The 15,293-nt window shown below is 65.9% G+C and carries 13 protein-coding genes; 3 read left to right on the forward strand and 10 right to left on the reverse strand.

What is annotated here, in order from left to right; genetic code table 11:
- Positions 1-124 precede the first annotated feature (124 nt).
- Genes L2Y96_RS20405 through L2Y96_RS20415 form a run of 3 tightly spaced genes read left to right on the forward strand, consistent with a single transcriptional unit; the run spans position 125 to position 4,421 of the window.
- Positions 125-2,212, forward strand: coding sequence for a transglycosylase SLT domain-containing protein (locus tag L2Y96_RS20405; protein WP_247329938.1), 2,088 nt, complete (start codon positions 125-127; stop codon positions 2,210-2,212).
- A gap of 19 nt (positions 2,213-2,231) precedes the next feature.
- Positions 2,232-3,173 (forward strand): complex I NDUFA9 subunit family protein, encoded by a 942-nt coding sequence (locus tag L2Y96_RS20410; protein WP_247329941.1) that lies wholly within the window; start codon positions 2,232-2,234, stop codon positions 3,171-3,173.
- 21 nt (positions 3,174-3,194) lie between these two features.
- Positions 3,195-4,421 carry a multifunctional CCA addition/repair protein gene (locus tag L2Y96_RS20415; RefSeq protein WP_247329944.1) on the forward strand — a complete coding sequence of 409 codons (1,227 nt, stop codon included), beginning with the start codon at positions 3,195-3,197 and terminating at the stop codon, positions 4,419-4,421.
- A 26-nt stretch (positions 4,422-4,447) separates the two neighbouring features.
- Here L2Y96_RS20415 and L2Y96_RS20420 read toward each other — a convergent pair whose 3' ends face one another.
- The 10 genes from L2Y96_RS20420 to L2Y96_RS20465 are packed head-to-tail and all read right to left on the reverse strand — an operon-like array spanning position 4,448 to position 15,277.
- Positions 4,448-5,641 carry a class I SAM-dependent methyltransferase gene (locus L2Y96_RS20420; protein ID WP_247329947.1) on the reverse strand — a complete coding sequence of 398 codons (1,194 nt, stop codon included), beginning with the start codon at positions 5,639-5,641 and terminating at the stop codon, positions 4,448-4,450.
- Between the two features lie 37 nt (positions 5,642-5,678).
- Complete coding sequence (locus L2Y96_RS20425; RefSeq protein WP_247329948.1) at positions 5,679-6,614, reverse strand: TauD/TfdA family dioxygenase; 936 nt, start codon at positions 6,612-6,614, stop codon at positions 5,679-5,681.
- On the reverse strand, positions 6,595-7,776 hold the full coding sequence (locus tag L2Y96_RS20430; RefSeq protein ID WP_247329950.1) for an ATP-grasp domain-containing protein: 1,182 nt from the start codon (positions 7,774-7,776) through the stop codon (positions 6,595-6,597). The genes L2Y96_RS20425 and L2Y96_RS20430 overlap by 20 nt, the downstream gene beginning before the upstream one ends.
- Positions 7,773-8,849, reverse strand: a complete 1,077-nt coding sequence (locus L2Y96_RS20435; protein WP_247329952.1) for a cupin-like domain-containing protein — start codon at positions 8,847-8,849, stop codon at positions 7,773-7,775. Before L2Y96_RS20435 ends, L2Y96_RS20430 begins: the two co-directional genes overlap by 4 nt.
- Entirely contained in the window at positions 8,846-9,745 is a 900-nt protein-coding gene (locus L2Y96_RS20440; protein ID WP_247329954.1) for an arginase family protein, read from the reverse strand. Before L2Y96_RS20440 ends, L2Y96_RS20435 begins: the two co-directional genes overlap by 4 nt.
- Positions 9,742-10,920: an arginase family protein gene (locus L2Y96_RS20445; protein WP_247329956.1), complete on the reverse strand. Its 1,179-nt coding sequence runs from the start codon at positions 10,918-10,920 to the stop codon at positions 9,742-9,744. Before L2Y96_RS20445 ends, L2Y96_RS20440 begins: the two co-directional genes overlap by 4 nt.
- A complete protein-coding gene (locus L2Y96_RS20450) occupies positions 10,921-11,988 on the reverse strand; it encodes a cupin-like domain-containing protein (RefSeq protein WP_247329958.1) in 1,068 nt (355 codons plus the stop codon).
- A gap of 16 nt (positions 11,989-12,004) precedes the next feature.
- Complete coding sequence (locus tag L2Y96_RS20455) at positions 12,005-12,862, reverse strand: arginase family protein (protein WP_247329960.1); 858 nt, start codon at positions 12,860-12,862, stop codon at positions 12,005-12,007.
- A complete protein-coding gene (locus L2Y96_RS20460) occupies positions 12,859-13,989 on the reverse strand; it encodes an arginase family protein (RefSeq protein WP_247329962.1) in 1,131 nt (376 codons plus the stop codon). The genes L2Y96_RS20455 and L2Y96_RS20460 overlap by 4 nt, the downstream gene beginning before the upstream one ends.
- A gap of 1 nt (position 13,990) precedes the next feature.
- On the reverse strand, positions 13,991-15,277 hold the full coding sequence (locus L2Y96_RS20465; protein ID WP_247329964.1) for a hypothetical protein: 1,287 nt from the start codon (positions 15,275-15,277) through the stop codon (positions 13,991-13,993).
- Between the last annotated feature and the right edge of the window lie 16 nt (positions 15,278-15,293).

Below are 15,293 nucleotides of genomic sequence, written 5' to 3' on the forward strand. Positions count from 1 at the left end.
GGAAAACCCCGCAAGCTTAGCCGCCGGGGCGCTTCCACGCGATGGTGGGCGCGTTCATCCGTTCATCCGGCTTGCGCACGTCCTTCCCTTACAATGATGGGGACGTCTACGTGAAGGAATCCCGATGGCCCACGCGTTCCGCCGCCTGGCCGGCCTTGTCCTCGCCGCCTGCACCCTTGGCGCGACCCATGGTGCCCTTGCCGAGGGCACCGAGGCCCAGCGCACGCAGTTCAGGCAGGCCTATGCCACCGCCGCGCAACAGGGTGGCGATGCATGGCGCGCCCAGGCCACCGGTCTGGAGAAGTACTCGATCTACCCGTACATCGAGCAGGCCGCGCTGGAACACGACCTGCGCACGCTGGATAGCATCCGCGTGCAGGATTACCTGCGCCGCTACCCGGGGATGATCCCCGCCGCCGACCTGCGCCGCGATTTCCTGGGGGAACTGGCACGGCGCAAGGACTGGGCGTCATTCACCGCCATGTACCAGCCGGGCCTGGGCGACTCGCTGACCTGCTTCAACCTGCAGGCCAAGCTCGCACGCGGCGAGAAGCTGGTGTTCGAAACCGACATGGCCGACCTGTGGCGCAAGGCCAGCCTGCCGAACAGCTGCGATCCGGTGATCGCCGCGGCCCATGACCAGGGCCTGCTGACCAACGACCGCCTCTGGGCGCGCATCGATGTGGCCGCCAACGCAGGCAAAGGTGGCACCGTCGCATCGCTGGCCGCGTGGCTCTCGCCTTCCGATACGGAGGCTGGGCAGCACCTGGGCCAGGCCCTGAACGACCCCGCCAACGCGGCACGCGATGCCGCGACCTGGCCCGATTCGCCGCGTAACCGGCAGGCCGTGACGCTGGCGCTGCAGCGGCTCGCCCGCAAGCAGTCCGCCGCCGCCGATAGCGCGTGGTCGCAGCTTGGTTCGCGCTTTGCGCTCACCGAGCAGCAGCGCGGCGCGATCCTCAATGCGATCGCCCTGTTCCATGCCACGGATTTCGACGAGACCGCGCTGGATCGCCTCGCTGCGCTGCCGCCGGGCGCGCAGACCGACGCGACCCGCGAGTGGCGTGTACGCGTGGCCCTCGCACGACAGGACTGGACGGCCGCGCTCGCCGCACTGGATGCCCTCGGCACCGCGCAGAAGGACGACGGCGAGTGGCGCTACTTCCGCGCCGTGGTCCTCGCGCACCTGGGTCGCCAGAGTGAAGCCGCCGCGTTGCTGCGCCCTGTGTCGCAGGAAGCCACGTACTTCGGCTTCCTCGCCGCCGACAAGCTCAACACCTCGTATGCCATCTGCCCGTCGAGCATGGCGACCGACGATGCGCGTGAGGCACAACTGCTCGCCGAGCCCGGTCTCGATCGCGCGTTCGAACTCTACGCCGTCGGCCTGCAGAAGCTGGCGCGCCGCGAATGGACGGCCACGCTCAACGGGCGCGATGCCGACACGCAGCGCCTCGCCGCCGACCTCGCCTTCCGCAAGGGCTGGTACGACCGCGCGGTGTTCACCCTTTCGTCGGGCGATGCCCTGCGCCTCTACGAGCAGCGTTTCCCGCTCGCGCGCCAGGATGGCGTGGTCGAGCAGGCCTCGCAGGCCGGCATCGAAGCCCCGTGGGCCTACGCGATCATCCGCGCGGAGAGTGCGTGGATGAGCGATGCGCGCTCCGGCGCCGATGCACGTGGCCTCATGCAGCTGCTGCCTGGCACGGCTGCCAACGTGGCAAAACACAACGGCCTCAGTTGGGCAGGCGGCGAGAGCCTGTACGACCCATCCACCAACATCGTGCTGGGCACGCGCTACCTCGCGGAGATGGCGCAGCGCTTCAATGGCGCCCCGTGGCTTGCCAGCGCGGCCTACAACGCCGGCCCGTACAAGGTCGACCAATGGGTGGAAGCGCGCGGCACGCTGGATCCCGATCTTTTCGTCGCCAGCATCCCGTTCAAGGAAACCCGCGAGTACGTGGCGCGGGTGATGGCGTTCGCGGTGATCTACGACTGGCGCCTCAACGGCAATGCCCTGCCGCTTAGCTCGCGGATGACGCGCATCGGCTCGTCCTACGCGCTCCCGTCGCCGGGCGCCGTGCGTAAGCAGGTGACCTGCCCGGCGCCTGCGATCGCGAAGCCCGCGCCGCAGAGCGCACCGGCGGCGCTTGAGCCCGCACCAGCCGCCGCCTCGTCGGCACCAGCGGCACAGGATCCGAAGGATTCCCAGCCATAACCCACAGGAGGCAGCCGCCATGAATCCCCAGCGCATCGTGATGCTTGGCGGCACCGGGTTCGTCGGTACGGCGCTGGTGCCGCGCCTGGCCGCTGATGGCCATGACATACGCCTGCTCACGCGCAATCGCCAGGCACACCGCCACGCGAGCATGGGCCGTAACGTGACCCTGCTGTCGGCCGACGTCCACGACCCGGCCGCACTGCGCAAGCACTTCGCTGGCGCCGATGCGGTGATCAACCTCGTCGGGATATTGAACGAGGGCGGCCGCAATACGTTCGACCGCGTGCACGTGCAGCTGACGCGCTCGGTCATCGAGGCATGCCGGGACACCAGTGTGCATCGCCTGCACCAGATGAGCTCGCTGAAGGCCGGCCAGGGCGCATCGAAGTACCTGCGCACTCGGGGCCAAGCGGAAGCGCTGGTGAAGGGCTCCACGCTCGACTGGACCCTGTACGAACCGAGCACGCTGTTCGGCCCGGGCGATGGCCTGGTCACACGTTTCGACACGCTGCTCCGCGTCGCGCCGGCCATGCCGTTGCCTCGCCCCAACGCGAAGATCACGCCGGTCTACGTGGGCGATGTGGTCGAGGCGATCGCACGTTGCGTCGCCAATCCTGCCGAGTCGCTGCTGCAGACCTTCGAGCTGTACGGGCCGGAGGTGTGGCGACTGGTGGACCTGGTGCGCGCGATCCGCGACACGCGGGGGCGGCGGCGCGCCATCCTGCCCATGCCCGATGCGCTGGGCCGGCTGCAGGCCGCGGTGGCCCAGTTCGCCCCCGGAAAGCCGTTCACCCCGGATAACTTCCTCACCCTTCGCACGGATTCCGTCGGCACGGTTGACGGCCTCGCCCGGCTCGGTATCGTGCCCCAATCGCTCTCGGCATGGCTCCCACGCCTGCTGGGCCCGCCGGCACGCCAGCGCCGCCTCGATGAGGCCCGCAGCCGCCGTCGCCCCTGATTCCACGAACGCAAGGCACCCATGGAGATCTACCTCGTCGGCGGCGCTGTCCGTGACCAACTGCTCGGCCGCCCGGTCGTCGATCGCGACTGGGTGGTCGTAGGCGCCACGCCGGAGCAGATGCTGGCGAAGGGTTACCGCGCGGTCGGCAAGGATTTCCCGGTATTCCTCCACGGCGATAGCAAGGAGGAATACGCGCTGGCCCGCACCGAACGGAAAACCGGCCGCGGCTACCACGGGTTCGCCTTCCACGCGGAACCGACCGTCACGGTCGAGCAGGATCTGGAACGGCGCGACCTCACCATCAATGCCATCGCGCAGCACGACGATGGACGGCTGGTCGATCCGTACGGCGGTGTGGCGGATATCGAGGCGCGTCTGCTTCGGCATGTCTCTTCTGCGTTCGTGGAAGATCCGGTGCGCGTATTGCGCGTCGCACGCTTCGCCGCACGTTACGCGCCGCTCGGCTTCCGCGTGGCCGATGAAACCATGGCGCTCATGCAGCGCATGGTCGAAGAAGGGGAAGTGGATCATCTGGTACCCGAACGTGTCTGGGCGGAAACGCGCAAGGCGCTCGCCGAGCCGATGCCAGATGTGTTCGTTCGCGTACTGCGCGACTGCGGCGCGTTGCGCGTGCTGTTCCCCGAAGTGGATGCGCTGTATGGCGTACCGCAGCGGGCCGAATTCCATCCCGAGGTGGATACCGGCATCCATATTGAAATGGTGCTGCGCGCCGCGGCGACGATCGCGCCAGGCGATGCGCTGGTCGGCTACTGCGCCCTCACCCACGACCTCGGCAAGGCCCTCACGCCGGCAGATGTCTTGCCACGGCACATCATGCACGAGCAGCGCGGCATCGAACCGGTGCAGGCAATGTCAGCGCGCCTCAAGGTGCCTTCGGACTACGCCTTCATGGCGGAAATGGTGTGCAGGCACCACCTCAATGCGCACCAGGCCTTCGAGCTGAAGCCGACGACGGTGCTGCGCCTGCTCGAAGCCCTGGGCGCGCTACGCCGCCCGGAGCGGCTGGAGACCTTCCTGCTCGCCTGCCTCGCCGACAAGCGCGGCCGCCTGCACCACGAACACGATGCCTACCCGCAGGCGGACTACCTGCGCGCCTGCCGCGAGGCCGCGGCGGCGATCACGTCAAAACCCTTCACCGACCAGGGCCTGCAAGGCCCCGCCATTGGCGAGGCGATGAAAAAAGCGCAAGCCGCAGCCATCGCCAGCGTTTCGAAGCCCCTGTAGGAGCGCGCTCCTACAAAGGCGTTCGTTTAGAGACGGGCGCCCTGGTCGGCGGACATCACGCCTTCGGGCAGCGCGGCCTCGTCGATTTCCTTCGCGAACATCATTACCTGGAAGCGCTCGCCCATCTGGTCGGGCAGTGTGAGCTTCTTCACTTCCTGCGCCAGGCGGTAACGGGCGGCTTCGTCGGTAAGGGCCAGGTAGTCTTCTTCAAAGAACTCCTGCATGCCGGCAGCGATGAGGAACTGCGCCTGCGGCATGTATGCCGCCACGCCGAACCCTGCGCTGTTGCCCGCTTCCGCCAGTGCGGTGAAGTCCACCGAGGCGGTGAGGTCCTGCAGGCCCGGCAGGAAGAACGCGTCGCCATGCGCGCGGTGGCGATAGAAGGCGCGCAGCGTGCCGTCGGTGCGCTCGGGCATGTAGAACTCGCTACGCACGTAGCCGTAATCCGCGAAGATCATGGCGCCCTTGCGCAGGGTGCCCGCCACCGCCTGGATCCAGTACGGCAGCTGCGGCAGCACCTCGGTGCGGTAGCCGGCTTCGAACTCGCGGCCCAGGTCGCGCTCGAGGTGACGGACGGCGCCATTCACCAGCACATCGGCCGGACGGTCGGTGCGCATGAAGCGCCCGTCGCCATCCAGCACCACGTATTCCTCGTACACCTCGCCATCGCGCGTGGTGAAGCGCGTGGTCGGGAGCGCATCGATCACTTCGTTGGCGAAGAGCACGCCATCCCACGGCTCTTCCAGCGGTGCATCGAGCCACACCGCACGCTGCGCCACCTCGGGCGGCAGGTTCGCGTGCAGGCGCGTGCGCTGACGGTCGCGCAGGTCGGCGCTCGGTTCGAGGATCATGTAGCGGCGCGGCAACTTGCCGGCCGCATCGAGGGCACGCAGGGCTACTTCAGCGAAGGCGCCGCTGCCGCCGCCGATCTCGAGGAAATCGGCATCCGGGCCGAGCGAGGCAAGCACGGGTTCGAAGGCGCGGACCACGCAGCGGGCGAACAGGGTGCCCAGTTCGGGAGCCGTGACGAAATCACCTTTCGCACCGAACTTGGCCTTGCCGGCGCTGTAATAGCCGAGCCCCGGCGTGTACAGGCAGCGCTCCATGAAGCGCGAGAACGGCATGGGGCCGTGCGCAGCGATCTCTTCGCGGAGGAGACCGGTGAGGTGGTCGGAGTGCGCGCGCTCGTCGGCGCCGGGTTCGGGGAGGCGATCGTTCATGCCGCCTAGGATACCAGCCCCCCGACCCGGCCACTCGTCAGGCTATGGGCGCCGCCCCCGCATCGAAGCGTGTGCTGAACGAGCAGAGCATCACCAGATCGCGCTCCGGGTCGCTGGTCTGGTTCCTGCCATGCAGCACACGGTAGTTGTCGATCAGAACGAAATCGCCGGTTTGCCAACGTATGCCACGCGTGATGGACCGGGCGGCCAACCGAAGCTCATCTAACAAGCCCGCATCAATCTCGCTGCCGTCCTCCCAGGTCACCTGGGTACTGAAGGATCCTTCGGCGTCCTCATGATCGGGGCGCTTATAGGCTTGGGTGAACACGTTCTGGCTAACCGCCTGCTGCCCCGAGTCGTGCACGGGGGTCAGGGCCTCCACGGCGAACTCAAAGACGACACGGCGATCGCTACGCTCCGTGATACTGACGCCGCGGCTAGCCAGGGCAGGCTCCACGTCGCCACCGAGCAACGCATGCACCACGGAATTTCCCGTGAGGATCGCATCGAACGCTTCCGGCGGAACGTAGTTGCGGAAGCGGATGCGACGCCGCGCCAGGATGGCACGCGCTTCGGGCGACAGCTTTTCAAGAATGGCCGCACCATCGGCTACCAACGTTTCCCCGCCGGTGCCCTCGCGCGGGGCGCGGCGGCAGTAGAACCAGAGAAGGTCGGGCCGCAACGGGCTGTTTCCGTACTCGAAGTGCAGATCGAGGGCGGCCTGGCCAACGGTGACGGTCTGCAGCTCGTTGCGGTCGCTGGCAGGCTTCCTGTCACCGAAGGGTGAGAGCAGGAAGCCACGGCTGAAGCGGGACGCGTAGGCATGGAATGCGTCCGCGTCGACTCCGAACCCCCGAAAGAGCACGGCACCATGCCGCGCAAGGTCACTCCAGACCGTATCGTCGTCGATCTCACCAAGCGACCGACCTGATGCCGCGAGAAGCCTGGGGCGATCACTGATAGCTGTATTCATGCGTCATCCGCTCCGTCTGGTGGGAATATCCAATGGCTGCAAGCAGGGCTTCGCGTCTCTCGGCAACCTGGGAAAGCGTGTCACCACGCAACACCGCCTTGAACTGGCCGTCCGCGCAATGGCTACTCTGGCTTCGTTCGCCAGCATCATCGACAAAGCACTCGACGATCCACGGAAGCGTACGGATATAGGCCTGGTCCACTGACAGCGGGACCCCATGGGGCACAAGCAGCCACGAGGTCTCCGCGAGTCGGATCGCGGGAGGGGCCGGTGCCGCGCCGCATTGCGCCGCGTAAGAAGCCTGGTACAGGTTGATCCCGTAGGCCGCCTCGATGGCCGCCACGATGCCGATGCCGCCAGGACGGCTGGCTATCTCGCAGAAATAGAGTTCGGTCTCGGAATAAAACATCTCCAGATGGAAGGCGCCGTCCTGGAATGCGGGCAGCAAACGGAATACTTCGCGCATTGCCGCTTCCACGCGCCGGTTGAGCGCCGCGTCATGGGAGAACTCACTACCAACGTAGGTGAACTCGGTAAACGAGAGGCAGAAATTGAGGTAGCGCGATACAGCGAAGAAGCTGACCTCGCCATCCACGACCAATCCGTCGACGTGAAGCATCGGAAGGTCGATGAATGCCTCAAGCATTTCATCCTGTGCGACCGCGTCAACGCTTGCGATATCCGGGAAGATACGTACCTCGATACCACCCGAGCCCAACAACGGCTTGCGAACGATGGACACGATCCCGTCCGGGGAAAACACTTCCTCCTGTGCACGCCGCTGAAGGGGCGACCAGAAAGCGGGCAGCTTGAACGTCCCTGCCGTACGAAGATATTCCTTCATGAACAGCTTGTTGCGGAACGCGCGCGCGCTCATGAATGATTGCCCCGGCAACCCTAGCGCTTCGCGGATCTTCGCCGCCAGCAGCACATATTGCTCATCCATGCAGGCCACGCGGGTGATCAGTTGGCGCACACCGGCCTGGTCGAGGGCCGCCAGTACACCGCCAAGCGTCATCTCATCGGCGTGGATGGCTTCCATATCGCCCTCGGCCTCGACGGTCGGCGCGGCGCCTGAAGGCTTGATGACAATCAGCCGGCGTGTCGCCGGTACTTTCACTGGTTCCGCGCCCGCTACAAGCAAAACAGTTTGCTCGATCATGCTGCCCCCCGCATGGCCAGGTCATCGAGATGGCGAAGATACGATGCGCGGACGGCCGCTAGCTGACCATCACCATCCGTCGCCAGCGACGATGCGAGTACCGCCCGCATGACTTTCCGCCCGAGTTCCACCGGGGGTAGCGTCGCGATATCCGTGCTCCGAAGGTGGCTCGAAAGCTTCTGCAGGAACGTGTCGGGGCGGGCCTTCACTCGCTGGCCGAGCACGGTTGCCCAGTCCGGGGATATGGCGTAGTCCGCAAGGTTGCTCTCGTCGACGAAATCGAAGCTGACCGAGACCGATGTCTCGAGTGTGCGTACATGGTGGGCCCATTCCGTCCCTACGTAGAGCACCTGCCCCGGCAAGAGCTCGGCATGCCAGGGGGTGGCCTCTCGCCACGTCGGAAATTCAGTGTCGTCGGGCGCCTCTGGATCCATGAAACCGATACCTGCCTGGTAGACATGCGCCAGGTCACGAGGGGCATAGAGCGTCGCACGCTTGCGCCCTCGTAGCTGGGCGATCATGGCGATGGTGCCGTTGTTATCCACATGCAGCGGCGTCAATGCGCCGGGCAGGCTTACCAGCAGCCACAGGTGGTTGAACAGCGAGTAGTAATAGGGAAGCGCATGGTTAACCGGTTGCAGCGGTGCAGGGACGAGCGGAAATACTTCCGCGAAGGTCGGATCGTCTGCGCGGTGTACGAAGCGCAAAGTGCCGCAGTACAAGGGAAGGTCCTGCGCAGCGAAGGCCTCGTACGATCCCTCGAGCCAGCGCCCTTCGTAGAGCTCCCTGGCGCGGTCCGGCTGCTCGATGTAATCGAGGTAACGGGCGAAATCGGTCTCGACGCTCACAAGACTGGCGCTACGATGCGTGACGAAGTTGGGTGCTTTCGCGAACGCGCCTATGTGGCCAAAACGTTCCCTCAACACGCCGAGGTCCTGCCACGCCGCGTAGCTCGGCCAGTCTTGTATGTAGCCACTGATGATCCACGGGCTGTCATGGAGAACCCTCGGGTTTTCGCGATACAACCGGGCAAACTCAGCGACGTCGATCACGGGAATGGCACGGGCCTTCATGCGTAAGCTCCCTGGCAACGGTGCAAAAACGGATCGCCACCGGCGCGCGCCTGCGCGGCAACGAGCACGGTGACGTGGGCGAGGATGGTGGCAGCCGCACGCGCGGTCATGCCATCGTGATCAAGCAGGGGGTTCACCTCGGTCAGGTCGAACCCCACGATCTGCCGCTGCGCGGCGATAACCTGGATGCACCCCACCACATCGGCGATCGTCAGGCCGCCGGGAACCGGGTGGCCCGTGCCGGGAGCGATGTTGGGATCGAGCGCATCGATGTCGACCGACACATAGACAGGCGCGCCCGGCCGCAACCACGCGTGCGGGAGGCCCGCAATGCCACCGTCCACCGGGACGACGTCCAGACGCGGATCCTGGGTGGACTCGTCGAAGTACGTCATGCCCCGATGCCCCACGACGAGGATCCGATCCACCCCGGGTACTGTCGCTACGCGGCGAAGTACCTGCTTGTGGTTGTGCGGAAGTCCGACGTCCCACGGGCAAAAATCGGTATGCGCGTCGAACCACACGATGTCGATCGGTGTGCGCGAGGCGATGGCCGCGATCGCACCATAAGACACGGCGTGGTCGCCGCCGATGACCAGCGGAATATCCCCGGCGAGATGACGCGTGAGAACGGCATCCTGCGTTCGCGCCACGATGCCTGGCCAGTCCACGCCATCGTCGACGACGATATCGCCATGGTCGGTGCCGGCATCCATCGGCACGTCCAGGCCGAGGCTGGCGCCACGTATAGCGGCCGGCCCCTGGCGGCCACCCGATACGTACGCGTTGCCGTAGTCGGATGGTACGCCTACGACGGCAACCGCCGCGCCCCCTCCCTGGCGCGCGTCTCGCGGCCAGCCAAAGAGCGTCGTTGGATGCGAGGGCGGGATCGTCATGAAGAACCCCTGGCAGCTGATACCGCCGCGACAAGGAGGTGGAGCGCGGTCATCGCGAGCGCGCCCCAGCACGGGTGCGCCGGATTCAAGCCGCACACATCGATCGAGATGACCCGCCGGTTGCGGGCAACACTGGTTACGATGGCGCGCACTGTCCGATAATCGAAACCCGTCGATGTCGCCGATGCCAGCGCCGCCATGTCGATGCCAAGGTGAACCGGCACATCCGCCTCATCCAGCCACGAAGCGTCACCACCCTGGGGCGTCACCTGGCGATACCGGCCTGCGCCGGGCCATGGCCGTTGTTCGGGTCGCCCCGCTGGTACGAGGTCGTAGTAATGCCGTACACCGGACAGGGCAAGTGCATGCGAAGCGAGCGTGTTGGCCGTTGGCAGCGCATCGCCTTGCGCGGTCTTGCCGCCACCCGTGCACACGCGTATGACATCGACCTCGCCAGGCCCTGCGCACGCGCTGATGGGGACGAAAGCGGCGCTGCTATCGCCGCCCAGCACGATGCCCGTGGCACCGCCGCTGGTCAGGATGCGCCACGCCTCGCGCCCACGCTCGAACACATGCCTGGCCGGCTCGCCATGGCGGACAAGCACATCGCCGGCATCGGCGATCGCGACGCCTTGCAGGATCGGACGGCGTTCATCGGCATCGAACCAGCCCGCCGCGCGCCCGGTGATGGGGTCCACGCTGTAAAGCAACTGCAGGGATGTCTCGCGCAGGGCCAGCGGCCCGCGTCTCGCGCCCGCGGCGGCGGGATCGCCAAAATCCCAGGGAAACCCGACGACAACGATATCCGCTTCGCTGGCGACGAGCTTCGCGGCGGGGCCGTCGAACAGCCGGACTGGCGGGTCTGTCAGCAATCGCGCGACAGGCGGTGTCCCCGGTGGAACCAGAAAGCCGCGTGCACGCAGTTGGTCCAGGGCACGCCAGGCGGCCGAGCCCAGCGGCTCCGCCACGGCAGCCAGCAGGGAGGGCCGCATGAACCGCATGAGTGCGGCGTGCAACGCTTTGGGTAGGCGCAGGCGCGTGCCTACGCCTTGCAGGCAGATCGTAACCTGCCTGTCGTCAAGCGACTCCACCACGAACCCCGGTGCAAGGACGAGGTAGTCCCCGGCATCCACGTCGGCGTGCCCAGGGGGTGCACTGTTCGCGCTACTGCTCACTCACGCCACCGCCTGTGCGTCGAGGGCATCCAGCAATGCCTGCTTCGTCGCGCGCGAACGCGCCGACAGGTCGCCCTTGAGGGCGTTGGCGAGTACAACCGCCATCAGGCTCTGGCCGATGTCATCCAGCTCGCCATCATCAAGCAGTGCGTGGAGTCGTTTATCCTGGGTGCGCGCACGCACGAGGTCGGCGTGCTTTCGCGCGAAATGACCCAATTCGCCGCGCCAGTCTGCCGATCCGGCGTACTCGGCCAGGTTGAGCATGCTAACCATGTCGTGGCTTACCGTGATCGAGTCGGATAGCGTCACCACGTGGTGTGCCCAGTTCGGCCCCCATATCAACAGGTCGCCCGGCCCCAGGCGCCCTCGCCAGGGCGTGGCCTTTCGCCAGGTGGGAAAATCGACGTCGTCCGGGTTGAGCGGGTCCAGGTAACCAACCCCAGCAGAGTAAAAATGCGCCCTGTCGGTGGGCGAATAAAGGATCGCCTCCTTCTCACCCTGCAGCTGGCCAAGGTACGCGATGACCGCGTTGTTATCCTGGTGCAGGGGCGTCAACGCGCCACGCAGGCTGACGTAGAGCCACACGTGGTTGCCTGACTGATAGTAGTAAGGGATCTCATCATTCAGGCAGCCCAGGCCGGGTGGAACCGAAGGCGAGATCTCATCGAACACGGCGTCACGCGCATGCCGGACAAGCTGGAGGTTGCCACAGTAGAGCGGCAAGCCGAGCTCTTTCAGCAGGGTTGAATCACCGCGCGTCCAACGCCCGGCAAAAAGCTCATCGATAGCGGCGGGGTCGGCGACGTAGTCCAGATAGGTCGCGAAATCGGTGCGCACCTGGCACATCCGGGTATCTCGGTGCGTCGTGAACTGCGGCGCTCCGGCGGTGACGGGAAGGTGACCAAAACGCTCGCGCAACAGCCCGTGGTCACGCCAGCGCGTCCAGGCCGGCCACTGTTCTACATAACCTTTGATGATGAAAGGCGTAGAGGCCAGAACGGTGAAATCCCGCTCGATCAGTTCCTGGAACGTGGCAGCGGAACAAACAGGGATCTCTTTCGCTTCCATGGCCGTGCTTCCTTCGTTAGGCGCGGGCGGATGAGTGTTCGGCGGTGTCCGCCACGGCGTGGAGCACGGTTGCGGCGATGGCCGATGTCATGCCGCCCACATCCAAACGGGGGTTAACCTCGACGACGTCCGCTCCGCAAACCCTTCGGTGCCGGGCGATCGCCGTGACAAGTTCAATGAGGCGTGCAGGCGTGAGGCCACCAGGCACCGGCGCGCTGGTACCCGGCGCCTCGAACGGTTCGACGACATCGATGTCTACCGATACGTACCACGGCAGCTGGGCATCCATGAGCCGCAGCAAAGCGGGCAGGTGCATCGTCGCCGCTTCGACGGCCGGGATCACGTGCGCTTTGCTCCCGAGGCAGGTCTCGTCGTCCGCGGTAAAGCCGCGGTAGCCCACCTGCACGATGCGTTGCACGCCAGGCAGTGCTTCCACGCGGCGCAGGACCTGCTTGTGGCTGTGCCCGCGCGTGCCCTGCCAAGGGCTGAAATCGGTGTGCGCATCGAACCACACCACGCCCATCGGGTGCCGCTGCTGCAGGGCGTCGATGGGTGCGAAGGTCAGGGAATGATCGCCGCCGATCAACAACGGACGGTGTCCGTCATCGAGGCAACCGGTGACAGCCTCGTAAACGCGTTCGACCAGGCTGCCCACGGAGAGGCCGGCGGGGACGAGGACGTCTCCACCATCGCAGCCCACCTGCCGCCGGGTGGCCAGGCCGTGCGATGCACGACGGATGGCGGCAGGCGCGAGTGCGGCGCCGCGGGAAACGCCGTTGCCGTGATCCGACGGCACGCCGAGCACGCGAAAGCTATCGCTCCTGGACAAGGCTTCCCCGTGGATGGGCCAGCCAAAGAGGGTCGCTGCGCTCATGCGCGCCTCCGCGAGGCCACCGCGCGGTGCATGGCACGCAGGATCACGTGGCATGCGGCAACCGCTGCGAGGGGAGCCTCGGGGCGGTCCATGTCCAGCCCCGTGACGTTCATCCCCACGAGCCGGCCGGATACCGCAACGGCCGCCACCAACGCGTCTGTCTCGTCGATGGTTAGTCCCCGGCCTTGTCGGGGTACGGCAAGATCCAGGGCACCGAGGTCGAGTGCCAGGAAGACGTTGCCGCTGGGAAGTGCTCCGCGCGCGGGCAGGCCCTGCAGGGTCTGTACCCTACGCACCCCGCCAAGGCGTGCGAGCTGGCGATCGAGGTTCTCGACACATACCAGTTCGTCATCCGGAACCACTCCCGCGGGATGGGCTGCGATACGTACGACGCTCAGTGGCCCCGACAGCGCCGCGTGCCGCGCGGCGGCGTATGTGGATGTGGCATCGCCACCAAGGATGACGGGAAGCGAGGCCACTCCAGGCAGGGTCGCAAGCGCCGCGCCAATGCGGTCCATCGTCTCCGCTTGTTCTTCGCCGAAATGCACGGGCACGTCGCCCGCGTCGCACAGGCTTACTCCAGCCATGATCCGATGCCCTGCCGCTCCGTCATGCCAACCCAATGGCAACCGCGAATCGAAATCCACCAGATACACATAGTCTTGCGACTTCGTCCGTATCAGAGAGGGGGCATCACGGTGGTTACCCGTGCCGCCGAGGTCGTACGGGACGCCCAGCACGGTGATATCCGGCTCATCGCCGGGAGCTGCGGCCGGTGCATGGCAGAAGCGCAGCGGCACGGCCCGTCGTGGCGCCACGGCATGTACGGGGGGATTCGCGGCATCCACAAGGAGCCCACGCTCGAGCAAAGCCCGCACGCCCCGCGCCCACCTGCCATCGGCATCGCCCGTGGTGCCGGCCTCCAGGGTGGTGGGCTCGGCGAAACGGCATAGCAACTGGTAAGCACCGCGGCCAATGCGGGCACGCCGCCCTGACGTCGTATCCACGATCAGCACGTGTAGCTCGCCCTGGGCTTCGATCATCAGGCCGCGCGCCTGAACGATCAGCCGGGGCGTCGGTTCGGTGGGTTCTGATGGCGCGGCGGCGCCCAGCGCATCCAGCGTCATCTCAAGCCACCCTACCCGGCATGTCCTGAGGAGCGGTGAGCCGGCGCAAGGCCCTCAGCAGGCCCCTTCCGATATTCCAGAAGGTCATGGTGGCACCGACGATGACCAGCAATCGCCAACCTGTCTCGAGGAAGGCATGGGCCACATTGAGGGCCGATGGCGTCGTACTGATCACGCGCACATGCTCGTCAACGAATGCCGGCAGGTTGCGCAACACGTTAAGCACGACCACCTGGAACATGGTCTTGAGCACGAACGCGATGAACAGGGTGCCAGCCACCGTGTACAGGGAAAGCACCCAACGCGCACGGCGGCTCAATGTCGTACGCGTCGGCCCACGCGCACCACGCACCCGGGCTGCCAGCTCCTGCCACCACGCTTCCTGCTGCTTGCGCAGGTTGACGATCCCGAACAGGTCACTGACGAGCCAGTAGCCATCCATGCGTAGGAACGGATTGAAGGTATTCGCGATGGAAAGATCGACGAAGACGAACCCGAACAGGAACAGCGGATGGTGGGTCGCGAGGTAAGCCGCCACCAGCGCGGCCAGGAAAAACGATTCGAAGTAGACGCCGCCGATATCAATGATGGCGCGTTGACGCCGGGGCAGCTTCCACGCATCGGAGACATTGGTCCACAGTACCGTGTAGACGAGGTAAACCCCCCAACCTATGGTCATGTCGCGACAGCCGAAATGCGACGCGGCGCTGGCGTGGCCGAACTCATGGCATAGCGTGGCGAGTGTCGAGATGAGCATCAACAGCAGGATGCTGGTGATGTCGAGCTGGTTGAAATCGAACTGGCTACCCTTGAGGAGGAATGCATACACATAGACGTGCATGGCGACGAACATCAGCAGGCCGGCGAGCATGGCCTGCCCGCGAAACAGGAATGAGAGCCGGCGCGCCACGGGCGCGACCACCGAAGCCTTGATGATGGGCAACTTGATATGCAGGAAGGATCGGGTCGATTGGGCACTGGTCGCCGCCCTTGCAGGATCCTGGCCAGGGCCAACAAGAATGCCGCTGGGCAGCAGCGATTGCTCAATGAGTTTACGCAACCATTCCACGTCGCGCGGCGTATCCTGCTGCGCGCGGTACACGTCGATCGCCTCGACGATGGTCCGTTCGCCGTCGAAACTACCGGCCAATGCCAGGTAGTCGGCGGGGACCGCAAAGCGTACATCACCCTCCCCGTCTGCGCGGGGCAGCACGCACAACTTCATCGGCCGGCTGGCATCGGAATCGAAATCCGATACCTCGAGCAGGGGGTTGACGATAAGTGTCATCGCATCGCTCATGTCA

Source organism: Luteibacter aegosomaticola (assembly GCF_023078475.1).
GTDB classification, from domain to species: domain Bacteria; phylum Pseudomonadota; class Gammaproteobacteria; order Xanthomonadales; family Rhodanobacteraceae; genus Luteibacter; species Luteibacter aegosomaticola.

Excerpts from the sequence above, each read along its gene's own strand:
- L2Y96_RS20460 (WP_247329962.1), bottom strand. The coding sequence starts at position 13,989 with ATGACGCTGGATGCGCTGGGCGCCGCCGCGCCATCAGAACCCACCGAA.
- L2Y96_RS20440 (WP_247329954.1), bottom strand. The coding sequence starts at position 9,745 with ATGACGATCCCGCCCTCGCATCCAACGACGCTCTTTGGCTGGCCGCGA.
- L2Y96_RS20465 (WP_247329964.1), bottom strand. The coding sequence starts at position 15,277 with ATGACACTTATCGTCAACCCCCTGCTCGAGGTATCGGATTTCGATTCC.
- L2Y96_RS20420 (WP_247329947.1), bottom strand. The coding sequence starts at position 5,641 with ATGAACGATCGCCTCCCCGAACCCGGCGCCGACGAGCGCGCGCACTCC.
- L2Y96_RS20405 (WP_247329938.1), top strand. The coding sequence starts at position 125 with ATGGCCCACGCGTTCCGCCGCCTGGCCGGCCTTGTCCTCGCCGCCTGC.
- L2Y96_RS20415 (WP_247329944.1), top strand. The coding sequence starts at position 3,195 with ATGGAGATCTACCTCGTCGGCGGCGCTGTCCGTGACCAACTGCTCGGC.
- L2Y96_RS20450 (WP_247329958.1), bottom strand. The coding sequence starts at position 11,988 with ATGGAAGCGAAAGAGATCCCTGTTTGTTCCGCTGCCACGTTCCAGGAA.
- L2Y96_RS20455 (WP_247329960.1), bottom strand. The coding sequence starts at position 12,862 with ATGAGCGCAGCGACCCTCTTTGGCTGGCCCATCCACGGGGAAGCCTTG.
- L2Y96_RS20430 (WP_247329950.1), bottom strand. The coding sequence starts at position 7,776 with ATGATCGAGCAAACTGTTTTGCTTGTAGCGGGCGCGGAACCAGTGAAA.
- L2Y96_RS20410 (WP_247329941.1), top strand. The coding sequence starts at position 2,232 with ATGAATCCCCAGCGCATCGTGATGCTTGGCGGCACCGGGTTCGTCGGT.
- L2Y96_RS20425 (WP_247329948.1), bottom strand. The coding sequence starts at position 6,614 with ATGAATACAGCTATCAGTGATCGCCCCAGGCTTCTCGCGGCATCAGGT.
- L2Y96_RS20435 (WP_247329952.1), bottom strand. The coding sequence starts at position 8,849 with ATGAAGGCCCGTGCCATTCCCGTGATCGACGTCGCTGAGTTTGCCCGG.